The 23,087-nt window shown below is 60.4% G+C and carries 23 protein-coding genes, 1 tRNA gene and 2 pseudogenes; 13 read left to right on the forward strand and 13 right to left on the reverse strand.

Translation table 11 applies throughout. From position 1 onward, the window contains the following. The first annotated feature begins 35 nt into the window (after positions 1–35). Positions 36–446: an integration host factor subunit alpha gene (locus tag BSU04_RS12530; RefSeq protein ID WP_031359001.1), complete on the forward strand. Its 411-nt coding sequence runs from the start codon at positions 36–38 to the stop codon at positions 444–446. 87 nt (positions 447–533) lie between these two features. Then, entirely contained in the window at positions 534–923 is a 390-nt protein-coding gene (locus BSU04_RS12535) for a MerR family transcriptional regulator (protein ID WP_089160901.1), read from the forward strand. A 144-nt stretch (positions 924–1,067) separates the two neighbouring features. On the opposite strand, the gene BSU04_RS12540 is transcribed toward BSU04_RS12535, so the two are convergent. After that, entirely contained in the window at positions 1,068–1,313 is a 246-nt protein-coding gene (locus BSU04_RS12540; RefSeq protein WP_089160902.1) for a hypothetical protein, read from the reverse strand. 214 nt (positions 1,314–1,527) lie between these two features. On the opposite strand from BSU04_RS12540, the gene BSU04_RS12545 reads away from it, so the two are divergent. The 4 genes and pseudogenes from BSU04_RS12545 to BSU04_RS12560 all read left to right on the forward strand — a co-directional run bounded on the left by BSU04_RS12545 (position 1,528) and on the right by BSU04_RS12560 (position 4,577). Then, positions 1,528–2,652 (forward strand): Gfo/Idh/MocA family protein, encoded by a 1,125-nt coding sequence (locus BSU04_RS12545; protein WP_089160903.1) that lies wholly within the window; start codon positions 1,528–1,530, stop codon positions 2,650–2,652. Positions 2,653–2,834: 182 nt separating this feature from the next. Further along, a complete protein-coding gene (locus BSU04_RS12550) occupies positions 2,835–3,305 on the forward strand; it encodes a VOC family protein (RefSeq protein WP_089160904.1) in 471 nt (156 codons plus the stop codon). 271 nt (positions 3,306–3,576) lie between these two features. After that, a pseudogene (locus BSU04_RS12555) lies at positions 3,577–4,119 on the forward strand (MFS transporter); the annotation flags it as partial. 131 nt (positions 4,120–4,250) lie between these two features. Further along, on the forward strand, positions 4,251–4,577 hold the full coding sequence (locus BSU04_RS12560) for an NIPSNAP family protein (protein WP_089160905.1): 327 nt from the start codon (positions 4,251–4,253) through the stop codon (positions 4,575–4,577). A 125-nt stretch (positions 4,578–4,702) separates the two neighbouring features. On the opposite strand, the gene BSU04_RS12565 is transcribed toward BSU04_RS12560, so the two are convergent. From BSU04_RS12565 to BSU04_RS12590, 6 genes are all read right to left on the reverse strand, one after another. Next, positions 4,703–4,999 carry a hypothetical protein gene (locus tag BSU04_RS12565; RefSeq protein ID WP_144021213.1) on the reverse strand — a complete coding sequence of 99 codons (297 nt, stop codon included), beginning with the start codon at positions 4,997–4,999 and terminating at the stop codon, positions 4,703–4,705. A 623-nt stretch (positions 5,000–5,622) separates the two neighbouring features. Then, positions 5,623–5,964, reverse strand: a complete 342-nt coding sequence (locus BSU04_RS12570) for a hypothetical protein (RefSeq protein WP_256982595.1) — start codon at positions 5,962–5,964, stop codon at positions 5,623–5,625. 43 nt (positions 5,965–6,007) lie between these two features. After that, complete coding sequence (locus BSU04_RS12575) at positions 6,008–6,739, reverse strand: ABC transporter ATP-binding protein (protein WP_089160907.1); 732 nt, start codon at positions 6,737–6,739, stop codon at positions 6,008–6,010. Then, on the reverse strand, positions 6,727–8,535 hold the full coding sequence (locus tag BSU04_RS12580) for a branched-chain amino acid ABC transporter ATP-binding protein/permease (protein ID WP_089160908.1): 1,809 nt from the start codon (positions 8,533–8,535) through the stop codon (positions 6,727–6,729). Before BSU04_RS12580 ends, BSU04_RS12575 begins: the two co-directional genes overlap by 13 nt. Positions 8,536–8,537: 2 nt before the next feature. Beyond that, positions 8,538–9,437: a branched-chain amino acid ABC transporter permease gene (locus tag BSU04_RS12585; RefSeq protein WP_089160909.1), complete on the reverse strand. Its 900-nt coding sequence runs from the start codon at positions 9,435–9,437 to the stop codon at positions 8,538–8,540. A gap of 38 nt (positions 9,438–9,475) precedes the next feature. Further along, entirely contained in the window at positions 9,476–10,675 is a 1,200-nt protein-coding gene (locus BSU04_RS12590; RefSeq protein WP_089160910.1) for a branched-chain amino acid ABC transporter substrate-binding protein, read from the reverse strand. A 275-nt stretch (positions 10,676–10,950) separates the two neighbouring features. On the opposite strand from BSU04_RS12590, the gene BSU04_RS12595 reads away from it, so the two are divergent. Together BSU04_RS12595 and BSU04_RS12600 are read left to right on the forward strand one after the other, a co-directional pair. Then, a complete protein-coding gene (locus tag BSU04_RS12595; RefSeq protein WP_089160911.1) occupies positions 10,951–12,195 on the forward strand; it encodes a D-amino acid dehydrogenase in 1,245 nt (414 codons plus the stop codon). Next, on the forward strand, positions 12,192–12,968 hold the full coding sequence (locus BSU04_RS12600; protein ID WP_089160912.1) for a maleate cis-trans isomerase family protein: 777 nt from the start codon (positions 12,192–12,194) through the stop codon (positions 12,966–12,968). The genes BSU04_RS12595 and BSU04_RS12600 overlap by 4 nt, the downstream gene beginning before the upstream one ends. A gap of 435 nt (positions 12,969–13,403) precedes the next feature. Here BSU04_RS12600 and BSU04_RS48515 read toward each other — a convergent pair. The 6 genes and pseudogenes from BSU04_RS48515 to BSU04_RS12630 all read right to left on the reverse strand — a co-directional run bounded on the left by BSU04_RS48515 (position 13,404) and on the right by BSU04_RS12630 (position 17,940). Then, positions 13,404–13,809, reverse strand: a pseudogene (locus tag BSU04_RS48515) (DUF2784 domain-containing protein). Positions 13,810–14,343: 534 nt separating this feature from the next. After that, positions 14,344–14,420, reverse strand: a tRNA-Pro gene (locus BSU04_RS12610). A 171-nt stretch (positions 14,421–14,591) separates the two neighbouring features. Then, a complete protein-coding gene (locus tag BSU04_RS12615; protein ID WP_089160913.1) occupies positions 14,592–14,969 on the reverse strand; it encodes a hypothetical protein in 378 nt (125 codons plus the stop codon). A gap of 120 nt (positions 14,970–15,089) precedes the next feature. After that, positions 15,090–16,058: a LysR family transcriptional regulator gene (locus tag BSU04_RS12620; protein WP_089160914.1), complete on the reverse strand. Its 969-nt coding sequence runs from the start codon at positions 16,056–16,058 to the stop codon at positions 15,090–15,092. A 47-nt stretch (positions 16,059–16,105) separates the two neighbouring features. Next, positions 16,106–17,086, reverse strand: a complete 981-nt coding sequence (locus BSU04_RS12625) for a LysR family transcriptional regulator (protein ID WP_089160976.1) — start codon at positions 17,084–17,086, stop codon at positions 16,106–16,108. 38 nt (positions 17,087–17,124) lie between these two features. Beyond that, positions 17,125–17,940: an IclR family transcriptional regulator gene (locus BSU04_RS12630; protein ID WP_089160915.1), complete on the reverse strand. Its 816-nt coding sequence runs from the start codon at positions 17,938–17,940 to the stop codon at positions 17,125–17,127. Positions 17,941–18,176: 236 nt separating this feature from the next. Here BSU04_RS12630 and BSU04_RS12640 point away from each other — a divergent pair, with 236 nt between their 5' ends. The 5 genes from BSU04_RS12640 (at position 18,177) to pcaD (ending at position 23,086) form a co-directional block, all read left to right on the forward strand. Continuing rightward, positions 18,177–18,881 (forward strand): 3-oxoacid CoA-transferase subunit A, encoded by a 705-nt coding sequence (locus tag BSU04_RS12640; protein ID WP_089160917.1) that lies wholly within the window; start codon positions 18,177–18,179, stop codon positions 18,879–18,881. A gap of 135 nt (positions 18,882–19,016) precedes the next feature. Then, positions 19,017–19,685 carry a 3-oxoacid CoA-transferase subunit B gene (locus tag BSU04_RS12645; RefSeq protein WP_089160918.1) on the forward strand — a complete coding sequence of 223 codons (669 nt, stop codon included), beginning with the start codon at positions 19,017–19,019 and terminating at the stop codon, positions 19,683–19,685. Between the two features lie 25 nt (positions 19,686–19,710). Then, positions 19,711–20,913, forward strand: coding sequence for a 3-oxoadipyl-CoA thiolase (gene pcaF / locus BSU04_RS12650; protein ID WP_089160977.1), 1,203 nt, complete (start codon positions 19,711–19,713; stop codon positions 20,911–20,913). Then, positions 20,913–22,298, forward strand: a complete 1,386-nt coding sequence (locus BSU04_RS12655; RefSeq protein WP_089160919.1) for a 3-carboxy-cis,cis-muconate cycloisomerase — start codon at positions 20,913–20,915, stop codon at positions 22,296–22,298. The genes pcaF and BSU04_RS12655 overlap by 1 nt, the downstream gene beginning before the upstream one ends. Further along, the gene (gene pcaD, locus BSU04_RS12660; protein WP_089160920.1) at positions 22,298–23,086 is read left to right on the forward strand and encodes a 3-oxoadipate enol-lactonase; all 789 of its coding nucleotides are present in this window, start codon (positions 22,298–22,300) and stop codon (positions 23,084–23,086) included. The genes BSU04_RS12655 and pcaD overlap by 1 nt, the downstream gene beginning before the upstream one ends. The last annotated feature ends 1 nt before the right edge of the window (position 23,087 follow it).

A 23,087-nucleotide genomic window follows, 5' to 3' on the forward strand; every position in this document is an offset into this window, starting at 1 on the left:
CCCCTCCGTCTTCATCGGCACGCCATTTTTTCGATATGAACCAAATGAACTCGAGTGATTTCGAAGCCCTTCTTTCGGCGCAACGTAGCGCCATGATCCGAGATGTTCCCACTTCGAACGGTGCGGCAACGGCAGAAACGCCTACGCTGACAAAAGCCGAATTGGCCGAAATGCTATTTGACCATGTCGGGTTGAATAAGCGCGAAGCCAAAGACATGGTGGAAGCATTTTTCGAGGTCATTCGCGACGCGCTTGAAAGCGGCGACAGTGTCAAGCTATCCGGCTTTGGCAACTTTCAGCTACGCGACAAACCGCAGCGTCCCGGACGTAATCCGAAAACGGGGGAAGCCATTCCCATCGCGGCGCGTCGTGTTGTCACGTTTCATGCGAGTCAGAAGTTGAAAGCGCTGGTCGAAGCCGGTGCTGAAAACAGTTTCGGCCGCTGAAGTGACGGGCATTAGCCTTGTGCTACCCGAGCGCTTTCTAGCGACATTTTCCCCATTCGCGACATTCACCACGATGGTTGATTGACGATGGAAAAAGTCGTCCTGCCTCCGATTCCGGCCAAGCGCTACTTCACCATCGGTGAGGTCAGCGAGCTATGCGGCGTCAAGCCGCACGTGCTGCGCTACTGGGAACAGGAGTTCACGCAACTGAGGCCGGTCAAGCGGCGTGGCAATCGCCGCTATTATCAGCATCACGAAGTACTGCTGATCCGCCGCATACGTGAATTGCTTTATGAACAGGGTTTCACGATCAATGGCGCGCGCAATCGGCTCGATTCACATGGTCGTCCGAACGGTTCGGCTGGCGATATCGAGGACACGCAGGAAAGCGGTGCAGTTTCCCAAGTGAATGCCGCGGTCGATGTCGATCAATTGCGTAAGGACATTCTGCAAGTGATCGATTTATTGGGGGGATGAAGATTCGCTGGAATCACCCCGCTGGAATCAAGCAGAATCTCAAGCAAAAAGGCGTCGCAATTAATCCGCGACGCCTTTTTTCATTTTTGATCAGAGCGGGAGCGTGCGCTCGGTTTCACGGGCTTTAAGCTTCGTCCAGAGCCTCTATTTTCTGGCGTTGTCGCGTTTGAATTCAAGGATCGGCAAATCCGGTTCTGAAAGCATCGCCTTCAGTACATCATTTGCAAACTCCTCAACCACCGCATGCCATTCAATCGTGCCAACCGGAAAATCGCCGGGGCATTTTTTCCCCTGCGCCTTCCGGATTGCGCCGACGCTCAGACTCAACGCTCGCGCCCTCAGGAAGGTCGGATCGTTCGAGTCGGCTGGCGGGTTGATTTCGTGGTCCATAGATGGGCTTTCGGCAGCGGGTGGAAAAACTTTAGGGAAAATTCGGCGAAAATATGTGCGCGCCGGAAGACGCCGGAACATGAGTGTACACAAGCAAAACAGGGGCGGAAGAGCGCAAAACGGGGACATAACCAGTAACGACACGAATCCCCTGATTGCTCCAATCTGCGCTCAGTGGGTATCGTGCTTCGAGAAAACGAGAAGGGAGCACAGCATGGCGGAGACATTGGGCGTCGCGATCATCGGCGCGGGCATGATGGGCGAGGTTCACACGCGAGCGATACGGCTCGCCGGCGCAACGGTGCGTGGCATTGCGTCATCAAGTGCAAACCGCTCGGCGCAGGCGGCCGCCGGGTTGGGGATCGAACGGGGTTACGCATCGGCGCAAGAGGCGATGGCGGATCCCTCGGTCTCGGTGATTCACGTATGCACGCCGAACGCCAGCCACTTTTCCCTCGCGATGGCTGCGCTCGACGCTGGTAAGCACGTCATTTGCGAAAAGCCGCTTGCGACAAGTGCCAACGAGGCCGAAGCGCTGGCACTCGCTGCGCGCAAGTCGGGTCGGATCGCGACCGTTCCGTTCGTTTATCGATATCACCCGATGGTCAGGGAAGCGCGTGCGCTCGTGCAGGACGGCAGCGTGGGCGCGCTGCAACTGATCCACGGCAGTTATCTTCAGGACTGGCTGCTGGGCGCCGACGACACCAACTGGCGTGTGGATGCCGCGCTGGGTGGTCCATCGCGGGCGTTCGCGGACATTGGGTCACACTGGTGCGATCTGGTGGAATGGATCAGTGGCGAGCGCTTTGATACCGTCGTGGCGACCTTGCAGACAACGGTCGCCGAACGTCCGGCCGGGTCGGTGCAATCGTTTACCGCGGCAGAGAAGGGCGGCCCGACCCAGGCGGTGGGCACGGAAGATGTCGCCGGTGCCTTACTGCGCACCAAGAACGGCGTGCTTACAACGCTGACGGTCAGCCAAGTGTCGGCGGGGCGCAAGAACCGGCTCTGGTTCGAGATCGACGGCGCGAAGACGAGCCTGGTCTTCGATCAGGAAAATCCGGAGCGGCTGTGGGTCGGCCAGCGCGATTCCACGCGGCTGCTGGTGCGCGATCCGTCGCGAGGAAGCGCTGAACAGCGACGCCTCGCCACCTTGCCGGCAGGTCACGCGCAGGGCTATGCGCAATGTTTCGAGGCGTTCGTGGCGGACACCTACGCGGTGATTCGCGGCGAAACGCGCGACGGTTTGCCGACGTTCGAGGACGGTTGGCGCTCGTCGCGGATTGTGGATGCCGTGCTGGCGTCGTCGAAGGCGAATGGCTGGGTGCGCATTGATTAACAGCGGGGTCACCGGATAGCCTTATCAGCCGCCTGCCTCGGCAACCAAACGCCGGTTTGAACAAAAAAGTCTGCCGGACGTGTCGATTTGCGGGCTGATCGCACGTCGTATCGAAAGAGGGCGCCTGTTCGGTGCCGTCTCTCCAGTTAGTTCGTCAACCTGTCACATCCAGGAGCCAAGCAATGTCCAATTCAGCTGTGAAACCGATCCCGGAAGGGATGCATACGATCACACCTCACCTTGTTTGCAAGGGTGCATCCGACGCCATCGAGTTCTACAAAAAAGCATTCAACGCGGTCGAGCACATGCGTTTACCCGGTCCGGACGGCACGGTGATGCACGCCATGCTGGGCATCGGGGACTCGACGCTGATGCTGGCTGAGGAATTCCCGAATTGTGGCCATAGCGGACCGCTGACGCTGAAAGGCTCGCCCGTCACGCTGCATTTGTATGTGAAAGACGTGGATGCCGCCTTCGCGCAAGCCGTCGCTGCCGGTGCGAAGGTCACCATGCCCGTCGCCGATATGTTCTGGGGCGACCGCTATGGCCAGATCGAAGATCCGTTCGGCCATCGCTGGTCGCTTGCAACTCATACCCGCGATCTGACCGAGGATCAGATCCGGGAAGGCGTGCCGAAGGCAATGCCGACGTAATTGCAGACGTAATTGCCGACGTAATTGCCGACGTAATTGCCGGCGTAATTGCAGGCGTAATTGCCGGCGAGTCAAGCTCGTTAGGCAGCAGGACGTCGCGGACTGACGCTTCTGACGCGTCGGTCCGCGACGTCATTCCGGCCACCACTTTGCACGCCGGCGCGTTCGCTTCACCCGCAAACATTTCCTTTGCGCGCGAGCCCGCTGTCGCGTTCGCGTCAGCCCGCCCTCGCGCGCCCCGTCATCCGTAGCGCGGCCCATGTCTCGCAGCTCGTCAATCGTGGCGCCGCAGTCGTTGCTCACTACCATCCTCGCCTCGCTCGCGTTGAATCTATGTTTTGCTTTCGCGAGCGGATTGATTGCTGTGCGAACGGTGCCGAAGGTCGGTGCGTGGAAGCTGACCGCACTGGGCTACGCGTTCCAATTGGCGGCGTTGATCGGGCTCGCGGTGGCCGGCCGTCCCGCGGGCGGCGCGCAGGTCGCACTTGCGAACGGGTTTCTCGCGGTTTTCCTCCGTGGGCAACGCTTCGGTCCGGGTTCGCACAGCATGACGTTTGCATCGCTCAGTTATCCGACGTCGTTGCGTGGTGTCGGCGTGGGTTTCAATCAGACGCTGATGCGCGCGAGTTCTACCGTTTCGCTGATTTTGTTCCCCGTACTCTCGGCCGCGCTTGGCACCAAGGTCTTCTGGCTCATCGCGGTCGCGCCGCTTGCAGGGCTGATCGCGCAGCTGGCCATTCGGTGGGAACCGTCGGGTTATGTCGTCGATGCCGAGGATTTCGATACGGATTCCGTCACCGTCAAACAAGCTTGATCCGTTAAGCTGGCCGGCTATTTTTGCATGGCCACAAGCGGGCAGCGCTAAACGCCGGTACGATTGCCTCATGGCGAATTCCAACCGCAGCGGATTTGATCGCTGCATTACTCCATGTCCATGAGGAAAAAATGATCGTTGAAATGCGTATTTATCACTGCGCGCCGGGTCGTCTGCCCGCATTGAACGACCGGTTCGCGAACATTACGCTCGGCTTTTTCAAGAAATACGGAATCGAACCCATCGGGTTTTGGACCACGCTGGCCGGTCCGAGCAACCACGCGCTGACCTACTTGCTGAAATGGGAAAGCCTGGCTGAGCGCGAAACCAAGTGGAACGCGTTCCAGGCCGACGCCGAGTGGATCGCGAAGCGTGCCGAAACCGAGGCGAAGCAGCCTATCGTCGAGCGGATTGAAAATCACTTTCTGTCGCCGACGGCTTATTCCGCTTTGCGTTGATCGTTTGAAACGGTTTTAAGCATGAGTTGTCGCAATGATGAAGCGATACGCCCGGTCATCGGATTCGATACCCGGGCGTTTTTATTGGCTCACTGCGGCGAGCCAGGGTGCCAGATGCGGCGATGTCATTTGGCGTTGGCCGAGCACGCGCTATCCGCCTTCGAAGTAACACGCGAGATCCGGCGTCGCGGCGGTGCGGGCTGCGCAATTTCCGGCAGGCACCCGTGCGTTTGAAAGTAGTCGACCAGTTCGGCTGCAGCCTGATAATTGCGCTGATTGAACCAGCCTTTCAACGCGTCCAGGAACGCGTCGACGGCTTTATCACCGTGATCTTTCGTGACTTCAGCAATGGCTTCGGCGAGGGCGTTGTTACGCCGTGATGCGGACAACGTGCTTGCAATATGCGAAGCGTTCCTTGACACGGTCATCGCTTGTACGAACGACAACTGAACGTCGAATTTGGCGCTGAGGTTAGCTGGCCGACTTGTTTTGTGCGTCCGACTTTGTTGACTGTTTCTCATGTGTGTGACCCCGATTTCAGTAGAACAGTCGGCGATGAAAACGATCCGCGGCTGTCTGGTAATTTTTATATGTGTTGGAAGCAGTGTGCCCAGACGGATAGTTTGCTAGCGCGTTGCGCCGACTGGACACGTTATGGATGCCGCTTCATATAGCGATGCGGTCAGCCATCAATTCATACGCAGCGGGGGCGGATTTGGATGCGTGCGGTACAGCAAATTTCTCTTTGCGCGCTGATAATTTTCAGCTGCCGGTTTCGTCGAAAAGAGAAATCGTTTTGGCATGGGCGCGCAAACGTTTGGCGCGGTGGGCGCACGGACTGAGGGTACAGATATCATGGCAGATGAAAAGTCGCTAAGTACGCAAGGAGCGCCGACGAATGCTGGAGTCGGATGGTAAGTTTGCCATGTCCTCGCGAGTGAAAATCATGCTGATTGATTTGGATAACTATGTATAAAGACGCGGATTGATCAGGTGGCACACCGTTCAATCTGTATGAAGCGAACAATCGATCGCGTCCATCTCCTTAGCCTAGCGGTATCAACAAAATCGCGAGCACTTCGCCCACCGTAGCGATCGCAACGGCAGATTCGACCGGGTTCGTGTTGAGGAACGTCCACAGGCCGATATCGTCTCTGAACTGATTCCACGTTCCAAAAAAACCCAGCGACAGGATCAGCCCAAAGAGCAGGCTGAACGCGATTGCCGCAGACAGCCACTTGTTGTGATCGACACTGGCCGGTGAAAACGCGAACGCACTCAGGCAGAGCAATTGCACGGCGAGAACCACCAGTGTTCCTGGATGGTATTGGACACCTTTGTACGTGAACGAACGCGACATGCGTGAGCGTTCATATCTGTTCCCCATGGCTCGCCCTCCTTGAATCGTGGACTTCCGGCCCATTCACGGATCACTTTGTCGTTGCTGCGCTGCCGCCGAGATACGCGGCGCGGACCCGGCTGTCCTGCGCCAGATCCCGGGCTGCGCCGGCGAGCGCGATGCGGCCGCTTTCCAGCACGTAGGCCCGATGAGCGATGCGCAGCGCCTGACGTGCATTCTGTTCGACGAGGAGGATCGATGTGCCTTCGTTGCAGATGTCGGCAATCATGCGGAAAATCACGCGAACCAGTTTCGGCGCCAGTCCCATGGACGGTTCGTCCAGTACGATTATGCGCGGCCGCAGCATCAGGGCGCGTGCAATCGCGAGCATCTGCTGTTCGCCACCGCTGAGCGTCCCCGCCAACTGACTGCGTCGTTCACCAAGCCGCGGAAAAGTCTGATAGACGCGGTCCATCCGCTGCGCCATCACGGCGGCGTCGCGCCGGATCAGATAGCCGCCGAGTTGCAGATTTTCCTCGACCGTCAGCGCGCCGAACATGCGTCGGCCTTCCGGTACGTGACCGAGCCCCAGCGCCACGATCTGATGAGCCCGCAGTGCATTCAGCGGCTGCCCGGCCATCACGATCTCTCCCGCTCGTGGGCGAATCAGGCCGGAAACGGCCCGTAGCGTGGTGGTTTTTCCAGCCCCGTTGCTGCCGAGCAATGCAACGATCTCGCCTTCTCCCACGTCGAGGGATATGCCATGCAAAACCTCTACGTTCCCATAGCTCACATGCAGATCGCGGATTTCTAGGAGTCCCATAGCGATGCCTCCCCGGCAGCATCGTCGGCGGCCTCATCTTTTCCGTCCGTACCGAGATAGGCGTCGATCACACGCGGGTTGGCCTGGATCTCGGACGGCAGTCCCTCGGCAATGATGACGCCATGGTCCATGACGATAATCCGATCCGACACGCCCATCACCAGCATCATGTCGTGTTCGATCAGCAGCACCGTTACGCCGAGATCCCGGATACGCCGGATCAGCTCCATCAGCGCGTGCTTCTCGGTCGGGTTCATCCCCGCCGCCGGCTCGTCCAACAGCAGCAGGCGCGGGTTGCTGGCGAGGGCACGGGCAATCTCCAGCCGGCGTTGATCGCCATAGGGCAGGTCGGCCGCGCGAACGCCTGCACGTGCGCCCAGGCCGACGAAGCCCAGCCAGCTCATGCCTTCTGCCGCATGATCCGCTGCCTCGGTACGCGCGGAGGGCCACGCGAGCAGCTCGGCCCAGAGCCACGTCCGAAGCCGATGATCCATGCCGATCAGCACATTCTCGATGGCCGTCATGTTGGCAAACAGGCGGATGCCCTGGAAGGTGCGCGCGATGCCGCGATGGACAATGCGATGCGGCGCTCCGCCGACCAGTGAGGCGCCCCGCCAGAGAACCTGACCGCCGGTCGTGCGGATCACGCCGGTGAGGCAGTTGAACACCGTTGTCTTGCCGGCGCCATTCGGGCCGATCAGGCTGACAATTTCACCACTTCGCACGGTGAAACTGACACCACCGACTGCCTGTACGCCGCCGAAGCGGCGTTGCATGTTGCTGACATCGAGCAGGATTTCATCGGTGACAGTCTCCCGGGGCAACGGTGTTGTCGCGCCGCCGGCCTCCTTGTGCGGGAGCGCCACGCGGCGCAGCGGTGCCGGCCACAGCCCTTGAGGCCGGAGCAGCATCAGGATCACGAGGCCGATCGCAAAGGCGAAGATGCGCCAAAGGTTGAGGAAACGCAGCATTTCGGGCAGGCCGGCAACGATGACCGCACCCAGGATCACGCCAGGAATGCTGCCCCGGCCGCCGAGCACGACAACGATCAGGATCGTGACGGACTGCAGATAGGTGAAGCCGGTCGGGTCGATGGTCCCGAAGCGCGCGGCGAACAAGCTACCGCCGAAGCCGCCGATCAATGCGCCCATGACGTAGGCGAGCAGCTTGACGCGCAGTGTCGGCACGCCAACGGCTTCGGCCGCGTCCTCGTCCTCACGGATGCTGGTCCAGGCGCGGCCGAGGCGCGACTGGCCAAGCCGGATCGCGAACACGAGCACGAGCACGAAGAACGCAATGCCCAGTTCGTAGACCGCACGCGGCGAGCTGATCTCGTAACCGAACAGGCTTGGGCTATCGATGCCGTAGATGCCGTTCGGGCCGCCGGTGATACGCAGGTTGGTGGCAACGATGCGCGTGATCTCACCGAACCCTAGCGTCACGATCGCCAGATAGTCGCTTCGCAGGCGCAGGGTCGGGTAGCCGATGACAATGCCCGAGGCACCGGCAAACGCCAGGCTAAAAGGCAGCGTTTCCCAGAACGAGAAGTGGAGCAGCGTTTCCAGCAACGCCGTTGTGTAGGCGCCGATGGCAAAGAATGCTGCATAACCCAGATCCAGCAGCCCTGCATAACCTACTACGATGTTCAGCCCGAGACCCAGGATTGAATAGGTCGCGATGGTCAGGCCGACATCGACGATATAGTTGCTGGCGACGGCCGGCAGCGCCACAGCAGCGGCAAGCAGCGCGAGGCCGGCAGGGCGTGACCAACGCGATGACGCCTGCAGTGCGCTCATGGCTACATTCTCTCGACGACGCGTTCGCCGAACAATCCGGTCGGTTTGATCACGAGCACGGCGATCAGTACGCCGAACACGAACACATCGGTCCACCGTGACGAGACATAGCCGGCGCCGAAGGCCTCTAGCAGGCCGATCAGGATGCCGCCGGCCATCGCACCCGGAATGTTGCCGATGCCGCCGAGAACCGCAGCGGTGAAGGCGCGCAGCCCAAGCACGAAACCCATGAAGAAATTGATCTGCGTGTAGTAAAGCCCTTCCATGACGCCTGCGACGGCAGCCAGCGCCGAGCCCAGGAAGAAGGTCAGCTGGATCAGCCGCTCGACATCGATGCCCATCAGACGCGCCGCGTCCTGGTCGATCGCCAGCGCGCGCATCGCGGTGCCGACGAACGTACGGTAAACGAAGAAATACAACGCGATCATCAACGCGAAGCTGGCCACGATAATGCCGATCTGTGCGAACGTGATCTGCACGCCGTCGACATCGAATCCTGCGTGGCTGAGCACGTGGGGGTAAGTGTTGAAACCGGCGCCGTAGAGCAGCAGTACGCCGTTTTCAAGCGCCAGGGAGACGCCGAGTGCCGTGATCAGAATCGACAGGCGCGGTGCGCGCAACAGTGGCTGGTACGCAACTCGCTCGATCGCGAGGCCAAGTGCCCCTGTGACCGCCATCGAAGCCACGAGGGTAATCATCAGCGCCAAAGCGAGCGGCACGTGCGCTGCAGCAAGCGCCGTCAAACCGGTCCAGCCGATGAACGCACCGACCATGAACAAGTCGCCGTGAGCGAAGTTGATCAGCCGGATAATCCCGTAGACCATCGTGTAGCCGAGGGCGACGAGGGCATAGAACGAGCCGATCGTCAGCCCTTCGATCACGAACTGGAAGAAGGTGCTCATGGCCTAATCATGGCTTAAGCGCGGTGGGCGGCGCGCGGCTACTTCATCGTCATCCAGTGTCCGCTTGCGTCCTGCCTCTGGTACGGCGCGAAATTGCCATCTCGAACGATGATGGTGATGTACACCGCCACGCTGCGGTCACCCTTCGGGTTGAAGCCGATCGTCCCGGTCGCGCCCGCGTAGTTCGAGATCTTGTGCAGGGCAGCCGTGATCGCGGCGGGCGTCGCCGATTTTGCGTCCGCAATCGCTTTCGCCGTGATCCCGACGGCATCGTATTCGTAGACTGAATACGGGCCCGGGCCTTGCCCGTAAGCCTTCATATAGTCGTCGACATAGCCATGCGCGGCGCTCAGGAACTGCGCCAGCGGCGCCGTGGTGATGATCATGTCGTTGGCCGCCGGGCCGGCTGTTTTCATCAGCGTGGGGTCATTGGTGGCGTCCCCGCCCATCAAGGTCATCTTCAGACCGAGTTGGCGCGCTTCCTTCACTATCAAGCCCGCTTCGGAGAAATAGCCGGTGTAGTAGATCACGTCCGGCTTGAGTGCGGCGACACGGGTCAGCGTTGGCGAGTAGTCCATCTGAGCGGGCGTGATCGCGTCGTCATAGACGACATCGACACCGTCTTTTTTCAGCGCTTCCACGGTGTTGTCCGCCAGGCCTTTGGAATAGGTCGTGTTGTCGTTGATCACGGCTGCCCGCTTTGCATGTAGTGAGTTCTTGATGAAACTGGCTGCAAACGGACCCTGCTCGTCGTCACGGCCGATCGTGCGGAACACGTTGTCGTAGCCCATTTCGGTGAGTTTGGGATTGGTCGATGCGTCCAGTACGTAGGGGATCCCGGCGCGATGAAATGTCGTCAGTTCCGGTAGCGCCGCGCTGGAGCAATAACCGCCGGCCACCGCGACAACCCCTGCATCGACCAGTTTCTGTGCTGCCTGCACCGCTGTTTGCGCATCGCAGGCATCGTCCTCGGGCACTATTTCGATCTGCTTGCCGAGAACGCCGCCAGCTGAATTTATTTTGGCGGCTGCAAGCTTGGCGCCATTGACGATGTCAGTTCCGGCGTTGGCACTGCTGCCCGACAGCGGCACAGGCACGCCGATCTTGATCGTGTCGCCCTGGCCCTGCACCAAACTGGGGGCCATGCCGGCGAGCACGGCCAGCGCGGAGAGTGCCGCTAGTGTCGTTTTCCGCAGGACGCGATCAGCGCCGGACGTGTCATTGTTCTGAGCAATCATGTTAGTGACTCCTTATTGTGAAAGGGATCGGGTGATCCGCCACACGGGTTGGCCGGTGGCGTCAGAAAACAAATGAAGACTTACGTTCGCATCCACGTCAGAGCCGGCCGGATTAGTCGCCTGACTACGGTGTTTATCGCCGCGTTATCATGAAAGCACTCCTTTCATGATAGGTCTAGCCGCACATTTGGGCCGTATAGGGTATCTGCGTATAAACGGCCATGCAAAAGTGTCGCGAACATCGTATGTTTGAAAGATAGGCAGAGGAGTTACGCATGAAAAGCGTTGTGCTCGGGGGAGGAATCGCAGGCGTCACGGCCGCCTATTACCTCGCGAAGGAGGGCCGCGAGGTGACGGTGATCGATCGTCAGCCAGGCGTCGCGCTTGAGACCAGCTTTGCCAACGCCGGTCTGGTTGCACCAGGACATTCGTATACGTGGGCGTCTCCGCGCGCGCCGAAAATCCTGATGAAATCACTCTTCGTCGACGGGCAGGCGCTGCGACTCAAGCTCAACGCAGACCCTCGCATGTGGATCTGGTGCTTCCAGTTCCTGCAAAACTGCACGGCGCAGCGCTCGCGTCAGAACACCACGCGCAAGGTCAGGCTTTGCCGCTACGCACAGAGTCAATTGCAGCAGCTCACCGCGGCCGAACACCTGGAATACGACGGCATCAGCCGCGGCCTGTTGTATCTCTATCGCGACGAAGCTGCGTTCGCGCGAGGCACGCAAACCATGTCGATCCTCGCGGACAACGGTTTGCCGCTCGAAACGCTCGATGCGGCGCAGGTGGTCGCGCGGGAGCCGGCGCTTGGGCCTGCGCGTGACAAGATCACCGGCGCGATTTATTGCCCGACTGACGAAAGCGGCGATGCGCACTTGTTCACCCGCGCCCTGAAGGCGGTGTGCGAATCCCTTGGCGTCCGTTTCGAATTTAACGCTCCGATCAGCGCGATCGAGGCGTCCGGCGACCAGGTGACCGGAGTGCGTACTCCGGCGGGACTCGTGCACGGCGACGAGTTCGTCCTCGCGCTCGGCTCGTGGTCGCCCATCGTGGCGCGTTCATTGGGCTATCGGCTACCGGTGTACCCGGTAAAGGGTTATTCCGCCACGTTTCCTATTGGGCCGAATCATCGTCCGCCGACGCTCGGCGGTGTCGATGAAAACAATCTCGTGGCATGGGCGCGTTTTGGCCAACGGCTGCGCTTTACCGCGACTGCCGAGTTCGCTGGTTATGACACTCGCCACACGCCCGCTGACTTCAGGCAGATGTTGCAGGCCGCACGCGACTTGTTCCCGAATGGTGCCGACTATGACAGTCCGTCGTACTGGGCAGGTCTTCGTCCGATGACGCCCGAGGGGACGCCGTTGATTGGCCGCACGCGTCACAGGAATTTGTATTTGAACACCGGCCACGGACACATGGGATGGACGATGTCGTGTGGCACTGCGAAGCTGCTGGTGGACATCATGGCCGGTCGCCAGCCTGAACTCGACATGACAGGGATGACACCGAAATGAGCACGATTCCATTGCAGGACGACCCGTATGTAAGGGTCGATTTCGCGCTGGACGACGGCATCTGTCGGCGGGCCGCCATTGGCCTCGTGGTGCTCGCTACCGATCATACGATCGAACACGAGTGGCGCCGACTGCTAACGCAGGACGGCGTGGCGTTCTACGAAAGCCGCGTGCTCAACTCGCCCGACATCACGCCCGAACGGCTGGCGGAAATGGAGGAGCGCATCGCGCCGGCGGTCGCACTGATACGTCCTGGGGAGCGGATCGATGTCGTGGCGTTTGGCTGCACGTCGGCATCGATGGTGATCGGCGAGGACCACGTATTTGCGTGCATCCACGAAGCGCGTCCGGGCGTCGCGTGCACCACGCCGATTACCGCTGCGCTTGCCGCGTTAAGCGCACTAGGTGTTCAGCGTGCCGGGCTGTTGACGCCCTATGTGCGCTCGATCAACGACTATATGCGCGACTACATCGAGGCACGCGGCGTCGGTATTACGCGCATGGTGTCGTTCGAACATGCGAACGACAATGAAGTGGCGCGCATAGACGCGGCCTCCTTGCTAGCCGCCGTCGAGCGCCTTGCACAGTATCCTGACGTGGACGCTGTTTTTGTGTCGTGCACGAGCTTGCGCATCGCCGAGCTGATTCCAGAGCTTGAAGAGAGGATCGGCAAGCCGGTGATATCCAGCAACTTCGCGATGGCCTGGCACGCGTTGCGGCTAGCAGGCGTGGAAGACCGCGAGCCTCATCGCGGGAAGTTGTTTGCGCTTTGATCGTCGTTCCGAATTACAGTGCATCAGGGTGCCGGATGGATGTTCAGCGGTGCGTCGTCGCGGTGTGCTGTCGCGGTGTGCCGTCGCGGTGTGCCGTCGAATACGCATGACGGATAAAGAGCAATCCTGATGGCAGGTTGGGAAGCGGCCGAAGCCGAAGGACGGCAGGCGGAACAGGATGCCTGGGTCTGGATGCTATCGAGGGTGTCGTCAACCACATCCAGGCGTGGGCCTGATTTGACGGTAGGCGCGCGTGGTGCTTCTCGTAGCGCTTCTCTTCGTGCTTCTTCCATCGATCAATGTCTGCTCTGCAATCGGGCAGGTCGACGCGTTGCGTCCGCCTGCAGCACGGCTGCTGTGCGCCGCATCGTGGCAGCCGCGATCGTCGGCGGGAGGGCTGGAGCGTTGTGGATCGCGCGGCAAAGCGCCTTTGAGTTACTCGCGTCGTCGGGGTGGCGCCAGGCGCCAAGTCAGTAGCGCCATCAGAGCAAACACCAGATATGCGAGAGTGAAAACCCAGGTCGACACATCGTAATAGAGCAGACGGCTCACCCAACGCTGGATGAAACCTTGCGCCTCAACCGAGCCGACCGACCCCCGACCGACCCCCGACCGACCCAATACGCAGCCAATCTTCCAGCACAGTCAGGGGGCAAGCCAACCCCAACAGCGACAGGGTCGACACTAAACCGATCGCAAACAGGTGAGCCAGTCGGAATAGCCAACTGTGTACCCATTCCCAACCGAGGCCAGAGCCAACCCAGATCGCCGCGAGTCCGCCAACGATGAAGAGAGCGATCAGCGCGTGCACCACGAGCACCGCATCGGCTAGCCAGATCATCATGTCCTCACACCGCCGCGGCGAACTGTCGACTGGTTTAAGTGCGATGGCGATTCGCGCCGCACTTTGGCTAAAGTTTTTCGATTTCTTGTCGTCATACAGGGCGCTACCTATTAGACCGGAGACCGCAATGAAGTCGGTAAGCGCAGAAATCGACATGGTGGAAAAGACGCTAAAAGAACTCGTTCGACGTCCACGCTTGATTCGCAGCACCTATTGGTCCACTCATATAGAGAGTTTTTTAGCGCGTCCGGGACTTCGGGTTCAGGATAGAGCGCGGCTAACCGCTCTGCGCGATTTGATCGGCGCCGTAGCACCGACCGGTGACCTCTCGCAAGATTTTCGAATCGACGCTTTGACCGCGACCTGATATCCGCGACCTGATAACCGCGACCGGTGCTGTCTGCCGACTGTCCCGCGCGCCTATGACCCAATTGCTTCATACACATTCCGTCAGAGTGGAGGAGTGCACGCAGCAAAGAAAAAAGGACTTAGCCCGTGAGAGCTAAGTCCTTGATTTTCCTACTGCTGTCTTGGTCGGGGCGACAAGATTTGAACTTGCGACCCCCTGCACCCCATGCAGGTACGCTACCAGGCTGCGCTACGCCCCGAAAGAAGGAAAAGTATATCAGAGACTCTTAAATTTTATAACCTGCAGACTCATCTTCGAAGCAAAAGCCCGTCAGTTTCACTCTTCCATCGAGCAAATGGCGTTCATTCCGCCACTGTGCCGTATGCCGGAATGCAGCGCCGCGATTCGGCTCAGCATGCCCTGCCCGCACTCAATACCGCAGTTCCGACTGTGTGTACTCGGACGTCTGGATGGTCACTGATGGCTCGACCGAACTGCGACTTCTTGAGCGAAATCTCAAAGCGATCACAGCCGCAACAGCGCAAGGAATTGCATAAGCCACTGCGCGTTCGCCACAAGCGGACAACGATGATAGATCGATGTATCGCTCACGATCGGACGTGGTGGCCGAGGCAAAAACGAACGTCAGCGTGAAATCCAGCAGCATCGCCAGGCAGCAGAAGCCAATGAAAATGAGCGCGCCGTTCAACATTGACGTACGGCGCGCGGTGTTCAGCGTGTTGCAGACAAACACAAACGCCCCCAACAGCACGGAATTGAGGATCAACGCAAACCAGGGGAAATTCATCACACGCCCGCTCGGTAGTCTTGGTAGTGGAAAAAAAAGCCATCGGTCGTCGGTTCCAGAGAATCGAACGAGCCAAGTGGCGCGATCTTCACACGAGCGGTAACTTGATTTGAATACGATTTATCCTAGTTTTCCAGGCACGGGCGAGGATCCGCGCGAGCGAGCAGGCGCGATCGGACGGGGCATGGAGCCATCGACGGAATCATCGGCGGCGAGTGCTGCCGAGATGAAATCGATGAAGGTACGCACCTTGGTCGTCATGTATTTGCGGCTTGTGTAGACGGCGTACACGCGCGGTGCGAACGTCGTGTACTCGGGGAAAAGGCGCGTCAGTGCGCCCGAGGCCAGTTCTTGCGCCACGATCCATTCGGGGAAGTAGGCGAGGCCAATTCCAGCGCGCACAAGTTGCAGCATCATGGAGCTGTCGTTGGTCTTGAGCACGGCGCTGTTTTTCACCGCGAACACGCCATCCGGCCCGGAGAACTCGACCGTCTCCACACTGGTATAAGTCGGCAGCACGATCTCATGACGTTCGCCCAGCTCGCTGGGGTGCTGCGGATAACCCCGCCGCTTTAGATAGTCCGGCGAACCCACGAGCACGAACGGCACTTTGCAAAGCGGTCGCACGATCATCGTAGGCGACGGTTCGGAGGTTGCCCGCAACGCCATGTCATAACCCTCTTCCACCAGATCGACGAAGCGGTTTTCCAGCCGCAGATCGATCAGTACGTCCGGATAACGCGCCCGATACGCAACCAGGATATCGGCGAACTTAGCGGTCGCGAACCAGCCCGGCGCCGTGATCTTCAGCACGCCTCGCGGCTGATCGGTTTGCGACCCGACCGCGGCTTCTGCGGCTTGCAAAATATCCAGCGCTTCCCGGCACTGCTCGTAATAAACACTCCCGGCTTCCGTCAGGCTCAGATGACGCGTGGTCCTGTTCAGCAAGCGAACACCCAGTTGCCGCTCGAGATTGGCGACGTGCTTGCTGGTCATTGCCGTGGAAATATCCAGCCGCTCGGCAGCTTTGACAAAGCTGCCGGCTTCGACAACATCGCGGAATACTCGCAAACTGGTTAATGCATCCATGACACGGCATCCATGACACTTTCCTGGCAGGAAACAAAGCGCTTAGTTTAGCGGCGTTTGCCGTCGCGCCGAGGTTGTTCGGGAAGCTTGGGCCACTCGTCGAGTTCATCGTTGAAAAGCGACGCGACCACGCCGCGCAGCCACATGGTGCGCGGATCGTTGTGAAACTTGCGATGCCAATGCTGCTTCAGATCGAAGTTCGGCAAGGGCAGCGGAGGTTCGGCCAGCGTGATGGACGCATGTTCAGCCACGTACGCATAGCCGATGGCGTGCGGTACCGTCGCAATCAGGTCGGTGCGCGACAGAATGAACGGCAAGGACATGAAGTGCGGCGTCTCGAGCACGGCGCGGCGGCGGATACGTTTCTTGTCAAGGAAGTTTTCCAGCACTTCCTGGCTGCGTCCCTCGGCCCGCACGACCGCGTGGCCGCATTCCACATATTGCGCGAGCGTCAGCGGGCCGCGCGAGTAAGGGTGATCTCGCCGCATCAGGCAGATGAAGCGATGCGAAAAGAGGCGCTGCTGGAAGAAATTGTTGCCGGCGAGATCGGGAAAATAGCCGATGGCCAGATCGATGTCACCGCTTTCCAGGGCACGCTCGACCTGATCGTGTTTCAGCGAGACAGAGCGCAGATTTGCCCGTGGCGCGACGCTCGCGAGGGTCTGCAACAGGCGTGGCAAGAACACGATTTCACCGACATCTGAAAGCGCGATGGCGAAGGTATCGGTGGTCACCGCCGGGTCGAAGTGCTGGGTGTCGAGCAACCCGCGCTCGATCCGGTTCAGCGCCTCACGAGCCACGGGCACAAGCGCAAGGGCACGCGGCGTCGGCTCCATGCCGCGCGATGTCCGCACGAACAAAGGATCGTTGAAATACTCGCGCAATCGGCCAAGCGCCGTGCTGACACGCGGCTGGCTCACGCCAAGCCGTTCGGCGGCGCGGCTCACGTTGCGCGTCTCCTCGATCGCGACCAGATACGGGATCAGGTTCAGATCGAGGTCGTGTAGCGCGAGGTCTCCCGGTTTCATCGCCATGGTTTCATCGACATAGTTCGCTCGGCCTCCGCCTAGCCTCGTCTCGCGACCATCTCAGAGACACGCTGGGCCGCTTCCAGCAGCGGGTCGAGAAATGCCTTCACCATCTGCTTCGCGTTCTTGCGCTGCGCGTTGCCGCTGATATTCAGCGCCGCGATCACGCGTCCCTGACGGTCGCGGATGGGTGCGGACATCGAAATCAGGCCTTCTTCCAGTTCCTGGTCGACGATCGACCAGCCTTGCTTGCGCACCACGGCCAGCGCGGCTTTCAGCGCGGTTTTATCGGTAAGCGTGCGCGGCGTGCGGGCTTCCAGCGGACTGGCGTCCAGCACGGCGTCGAGTTTGTCTTCGTCGAGTGAGGCGAGCAGCACGCGCCCGAGCGATGTGCAAAACGCGGGCAAGCGGCTGCCGATAGACAGGTTGATCGTGATGATCTTATGCGTGGGCACGCGCAGCACATATACGATTTCCGTGCCGTTCAACACCGCGGCCGAACAGCTCTCGTGCACTTGGCCCACCAGTTCCTCCATTACTGGCTCGGCTAAATTCCAGAATGGCATTGATGTCAGGTAGGCAAAACCAAGGTCGAGGATTTTCGCGGTCAGCGTGAAATGGCGGCCGTCGGCGTCGACGTAACCGAGCGCCTGAAGGGTGAGCAGAATGCGGCGCGCGCCGGCGCGGGTCAGCCCCGACGCGGCGGCGACCTCCGACAAGGTTTGCGCCGGACGCGTAGCATCGAACGAGCGAATCACCGATAAACCCCGCGCGAACGATTGCACATAAGCATCGCCGGGCCGCGAGGGTGTCTCCGGATCAGGGTGATCGGCTTCGGCAGGGGACGTGGTCATCGCTGTTTTGGTCCTGTGAGTCGAGCAAATCGCGGGCAGATCGGTACAAACCCGAGGTTCATTGACAGCGCAACGAATGCGGGAATACCATACGTTTGTTCGCTAAACGAATCGATGTTCGCACAGCGAACTTAAAAATGCAAGCGACGCCGGTCAAAATCAAGTCATCCGGCGCGCTTAGATTCAGTTGCAATGCGGCTTCGATGCATTCGGCACTCGTGAAAGGAAGAGACGGCATGATCAACAAGATTTTCGACTCGCTGAGTTCGGCGGTGAAGGATGTTCAGGACGGCGCGACCGTGATGATCGGCGGTTTCGGCACGGCGGGGATGCCGTCAGAACTGATCGATGCGCTGATCGAGCAGGGCGCGCGCGAACTGACGATCGTGAACAACAACGCGGGCAACGGCGAGACTGGCCTCGCGGCGCTGTTGAAAGCGAAACGCGTGCGCAAGATCATCTGTTCGTTTCCGCGGCAGAGCGATTCGCAAGTGTTCGACGGCTTGTATCGCGCGGGCGAACTCGAACTCGAACTCGTGCCGCAAGGCAACCTTGCTGAGCGCATTCGCGCGGCGGGTGCGGGTATCGGCGGATTTTTTACGCCCACGGCATACGGCACGAAGCTGGCGGAAGGCAAGGAGACGCGTTTTATCGATGGCCGGCATTACGTGCTCGAAGCCCCACTGCACGCCGATTTCGCGTTGATCAAGGCGTTCAAGGGCGATCGGTGGGGCAACCTGGTGTATCGCAAGACGGCCCGCAACTTCGGCCCAATCATGGCGATGGCAGCGAAGACAGCCATCGTGCAGGTCTCGCAAGTTGTGCCGCTCGGCGGCCTGGACCCGGAAGACATCGTGACGCCGGGCATCTTCGTTCAGCGCGTGATCGAGGTGCCGCAAGCGGTGCACGCGGCAGAGCTGGCAGCGGCGAAAGCGGCTTGAATGGGGCCGCTTTTGTGCAAGCAGCGCATGCGGCGATTTCGAGGGCTAGGTTCCAAGGCTAGGTTCCAAGGCTAGCTTCCAAGGCTAGCTTCTTGCCCAGCCGCTACAACGAATGCATCAAGCAAGGACATCGACATGAAAAAACTGACTCGTGACGAAATGGCGCAACGCGTCGCCCGTGACATTCAGGAAGGCGCGTACGTGAACCTGGGCATCGGTGTGCCGACGCTCGTCGCCAACCATCTCGCGGCGGATCGCGAAATCTTCCTGCATAGCGAAAACGGTCTGCTCGGCATGGGCCCGGCGCCGGAGAAGGGCGCGGAAGATGACGAACTGATCAACGCCGGCAAACAACACGTGACGCTGCTCACCGGCGGCGCGTATTTCCACCACGCCGATTCGTTCGCGATGATGCGCGGCGGCCACCTCGACATCTGCGTGCTGGGCGCGTTCCAGGTGTCGGCCAAGGGCGATCTCGCGAACTGGCATACCGGCGCGCCGGATGCCATTCCTGCTGTCGGCGGCGCGATGGATCTGGCGATCGGCGCGAAGAAGGTCTACGTGATGATGGAACTGCTGACGAAGCAAGGCGAGAGCAAGCTGGTGCCCGAATGTTCCTATCCGGTGACGGGTGTGAATTGCGTGAATCGCGTGTACACGGATCACGGTGTGTTCGATGTGACGCCGAATGGGTTCGTGGTGCGGGAAATTATCGAAGGCCTGTCGTTCGACGAATTGCAGAAACTGGCGCAGGTGCCGCTGACGTTTGAACTGCTCGAAGCGGCTACCGCGCTCGACGCGTAATCAAGGAGTAGACAAGGAGATGGGCATGAAAGAAGCTTTCATTTGCGACGCGATTCGCACGCCGGTCGGCCGCTACGGCGGCGCGCTGTCCTCAGTTCGTGCCGACGACCTCGGCGCCGTGCCGCTGCGCGCGTTGATGGAGCGCAATAAGGACGTGGACTGGAACGCCGTCGACGACCTGATTTTCGGTTGCGCGAACCAGGCGGGCGAAGACAACCGCAATGTCGCGCGCATGTCGGCGCTGCTGGCCGGTTTGCCCGACGGCGTGCCCGGCTCGACGATCAACCGCTTGTGCGGATCGGGCATGGACGCAATCGGCGTGGCCGCGCGGGCGATCAAGTCGGGCGAAGCGGCGCTGATGATCGCGGGCGGCGTGGAAAGCATGAGCCGTGCGCCGTTCGTGCAGGGCAAGGCGACCACGGCGTTCTCGCGTCAGGCAGAGATCTTCGATACGACCATCGGCTGGCGTTTCATCAACCCGCTCATGAAGAAACTTCATGGCGTGGATTCGATGCCGGAGACGGCCGAAAACGTTGCGACCGACTATAAGGTGAGCCGCGAAGATCAGGACGCGTTTGCTGTACGCAGCCAGCAAAAAGCGTCGCGCGCGCAGAAGGACGGAACGCTCGCGCAAGAGATCGTGCCGGTGTCGATCGCACAGAAAAAGGGCGATCCGGTGTTGATCTCGCAGGACGAACATCCGCGTGAAACGAGCATGGAAGCGCTCGCGAAATTGAAGGGCGTGGTGCGTCCGGATGGCACGGTGACGGCGGGCAATGCGTCGGGTGTCAACGACGGTGCGGCAGCTTTGCTCATCGCCGATGAAGACAGCGCCAAGCGTTTCGGCCTCGTGCCGCGTGCGCGCGTCCTGGGCATTGCGACCGCTGGCGTGCCGCCGCGCGTGATGGGGATCGGGCCGGCGCCGGCGTCGCAAAAGCTGATGACGCGCCTCGGCATGACCATCGATCAATTCGATGTGATCGAACTGAACGAGGCGTTTGCATCGCAAGGATTGGCTGTGCTGCGCATGCTCGGTATTGCCGACGACGATCCCCGCGTCAATCCGAACGGCGGCGCAATCGCGCTCGGCCATCCGCTCGGCATGAGCGGCGCGCGCCTGGTGACGAGCGCAACGTATCAGTTGCATCGGACCGGTGGACGCTTTGCGCTTTGCACGATGTGTATCGGCGTGGGTCAGGGTATTGCGATCGCCATCGAGCGTGTGTGATGTCTGAGCCGACATTTTCGGCGACGGGACGACTGACGGACCTGATCTGCGGGACACGAGAGATGAACGCTGTGTGGTCCGCGCGTCAGACCGTCCAGTCGATGCTGGACGTCGAGGCGGCGCTCGCGCGGGCATCGGCTTTGCATGGCGTGATTCCTTCGGGCTCGGTCGACGCGATCGTGGCTGCTTGCAACGCTGATCTGATTGATCCTGACGCATTGATGGCCGGTGCCGCATCCGGCGGCAATCTTGCGATTCCGCTGGTGAAGCAACTGACCGCCGCAGTCAAAAGCCAGGACGCCGACGCCGCCAAATACGTGCATTGGGGCGCGACGAGCCAGGACATTATCGATACCGGCACGGTTTTGCAACTGCGCACCACGTTCGATTTGTTGGGCGCCGGTTTGAATGACGCGTGCCAGGCGCTCGCACTTCAGGCGGAGAAATATCGTACAACGCCGGCAATCGGCCGGACCTGGCTTCAGCAGGCGTTGCCGATCACGCTCGGCCTTAAATTCGCCCAATGGCTCGATGCGTTGACGCGGCATCGCGAGCGTCTTGCGCAGTGCCGTGCGCGCGTGCTTGCGCTGCAATTCGGCGGCGCGGCGGGCACGTTAGCGAGCTTGAGGGACAAGGCGCCGCTGGTCGCCCAATCGCTTGCTGATGACCTCGGCCTGCAACACCCTTCGTTACCGTGGCATACCCAACGCGATCGCATAGCGGAAGCGGCGGCATGTTTCGGCATCCTGACTGGTACGCTTGGGAAAATCGCCCGCGATATCTCGCTGCAGATGCAAACGGAAGTCGGCGAACTGGCCGAGCCGGCTGCGGCGGGCAAGGGCGGTTCATCAACAATGCCGCACAAGCGCAATCCCGTGGGCTGCGCTGCTGTTTTAACAGCCGCCATGCGTGCGCCGAATCTGGTCGCGACCGTGTTCAGCGGAATGGTTCAGGAGCACGAACGCGCGCTCGGCGGCTGGCAGGCAGAATGGGAAGCGCTGCCCGATCTTGCCCGCCTGACGGGCGGCGCACTCGCGCAGATCACGGCGATCGTGTCGAACATCGAAGTGAACGCCGGGCGGCTCGCAGCTAATCTGGAGCTCACGCATGGACTGATTCTCGGCGAAGCGGTGATGCTCGCGCTCGGTGACAGAATTGGCAGGCTCGACGCGCATACGCTCGTGGAACATGCATCGAAGCAAGCCGTGGCCACCGGCGCGACCCTTTACGACGTGCTCGCCAACGATGAACATGTCACGCAACACCTCTCTCTTGTCCAGCTGCAAGCCCTGCTCGATCCGGCGAACTACGTGGGTCAAGCGCACGCATTTGTCGATGCCGCGCTGCTTTTGCATCGTTCACATTCATCCAGGAGTCTTCCGTAATGCCTTTTGCCGCCGTCAACGGTATTCAACTCTTCTATCGCGTCGACGCCACTGCCGGCAGCGACGCACCTTGGCTCGTGCTGTCGAATTCGCTCGGCGCTGACGTGTCGATGTGGTCTGCGCAAGTCGAAGCGCTCGCAGCGCACTATCGCGTGCTGCGTTACGACACGCGCGGTCATGGCCGTTCGGACGCGCCCAAGGGTCCGTACACGCTGGACCAGCTCGTTGGCGACGTGATTGGTTTGCTCGACACCCTCGGTATCAAGCGCGCGCACTATTGCGGCCTTTCAATGGGCGGGCTGACCGGCATCGCGCTCGCTGCACGCCACCCGGAGCGCTTCGAGCGCGTGGTGCTGTCGAATACGGCGGCGCTGATCGGCTCGGACGCAGTATGGACACCCCGGGCGGCGAAGGCCCGCGAGGAAGGTGGCATGCCTGCACTGGCCGATGCAGTCTTGCCGCGTTGGTTCACGGCAGGCTTTATGGCGGCGCAGCCGCTTTTGCTGTCGGGTATTCGCGACGTGTTCCGCCACACCTCGGGCGAAGGTTATGCGTCGAATTGCGAAGCGATCCGCGACGCCGATTCACGTGAAGAAGCGAAAACCATCAAGGCGCCGGTGCTGGTGATTTCGGGCACGCACGACCAGTCGACGACTGCCGCACAAGGGCGCGAGCTGGCCGGATACATTGCGGGCTCGCGTTATGTCGAACTCGATGCCGCGCACTTGTCGAATATTGAGCAAGCCGACGTCTACACGAAAACGTTGCTCGATTTCCTGGGAGCCTGAC

Origin of the sequence: Caballeronia sordidicola (genome assembly GCF_002220365.1) — a bacterium.
Taxonomy (GTDB): Bacteria; Pseudomonadota; Gammaproteobacteria; order Burkholderiales; family Burkholderiaceae; genus Caballeronia; species Caballeronia sordidicola_C.

Bases quoted from the DNA above. Each gene is read 5' to 3' on its own strand.
- BSU04_RS12530 (WP_031359001.1), top strand. From the start codon at position 36: ATGAACCAAATGAACTCGAGTGATTTCGAAGCCCTTCTTTCGGCGCAA.
- BSU04_RS12535 (WP_089160901.1), top strand. From the start codon at position 534: ATGGAAAAAGTCGTCCTGCCTCCGATTCCGGCCAAGCGCTACTTCACC.
- BSU04_RS12540 (WP_089160902.1), bottom strand. From the start codon at position 1,313: ATGGACCACGAAATCAACCCGCCAGCCGACTCGAACGATCCGACCTTC.
- BSU04_RS12545 (WP_089160903.1), top strand. From the start codon at position 1,528: ATGGCGGAGACATTGGGCGTCGCGATCATCGGCGCGGGCATGATGGGC.
- BSU04_RS12550 (WP_089160904.1), top strand. From the start codon at position 2,835: ATGTCCAATTCAGCTGTGAAACCGATCCCGGAAGGGATGCATACGATC.
- BSU04_RS12560 (WP_089160905.1), top strand. From the start codon at position 4,251: ATGATCGTTGAAATGCGTATTTATCACTGCGCGCCGGGTCGTCTGCCC.
- BSU04_RS12570 (WP_256982595.1), bottom strand. From the start codon at position 5,964: ATGGGGAACAGATATGAACGCTCACGCATGTCGCGTTCGTTCACGTAC.
- BSU04_RS12575 (WP_089160907.1), bottom strand. From the start codon at position 6,739: ATGGGACTCCTAGAAATCCGCGATCTGCATGTGAGCTATGGGAACGTA.
- BSU04_RS12580 (WP_089160908.1), bottom strand. From the start codon at position 8,535: ATGAGCGCACTGCAGGCGTCATCGCGTTGGTCACGCCCTGCCGGCCTC.
- BSU04_RS12585 (WP_089160909.1), bottom strand. From the start codon at position 9,437: ATGAGCACCTTCTTCCAGTTCGTGATCGAAGGGCTGACGATCGGCTCG.
- BSU04_RS12590 (WP_089160910.1), bottom strand. From the start codon at position 10,675: ATGATTGCTCAGAACAATGACACGTCCGGCGCTGATCGCGTCCTGCGG.
- BSU04_RS12595 (WP_089160911.1), top strand. From the start codon at position 10,951: ATGAAAAGCGTTGTGCTCGGGGGAGGAATCGCAGGCGTCACGGCCGCC.
- BSU04_RS12600 (WP_089160912.1), top strand. From the start codon at position 12,192: ATGAGCACGATTCCATTGCAGGACGACCCGTATGTAAGGGTCGATTTC.
- BSU04_RS12615 (WP_089160913.1), bottom strand. From the start codon at position 14,969: ATGAATTTCCCCTGGTTTGCGTTGATCCTCAATTCCGTGCTGTTGGGG.
- BSU04_RS12620 (WP_089160914.1), bottom strand. From the start codon at position 16,058: ATGGATGCATTAACCAGTTTGCGAGTATTCCGCGATGTTGTCGAAGCC.
- BSU04_RS12625 (WP_089160976.1), bottom strand. From the start codon at position 17,086: ATGAAACCGGGAGACCTCGCGCTACACGACCTCGATCTGAACCTGATC.
- BSU04_RS12630 (WP_089160915.1), bottom strand. From the start codon at position 17,940: ATGACCACGTCCCCTGCCGAAGCCGATCACCCTGATCCGGAGACACCC.
- BSU04_RS12640 (WP_089160917.1), top strand. From the start codon at position 18,177: ATGATCAACAAGATTTTCGACTCGCTGAGTTCGGCGGTGAAGGATGTT.
- BSU04_RS12645 (WP_089160918.1), top strand. From the start codon at position 19,017: ATGAAAAAACTGACTCGTGACGAAATGGCGCAACGCGTCGCCCGTGAC.
- pcaF (WP_089160977.1), top strand. From the start codon at position 19,711: ATGAAAGAAGCTTTCATTTGCGACGCGATTCGCACGCCGGTCGGCCGC.
- BSU04_RS12655 (WP_089160919.1), top strand. From the start codon at position 20,913: ATGTCTGAGCCGACATTTTCGGCGACGGGACGACTGACGGACCTGATC.
- pcaD (WP_089160920.1), top strand. From the start codon at position 22,298: ATGCCTTTTGCCGCCGTCAACGGTATTCAACTCTTCTATCGCGTCGAC.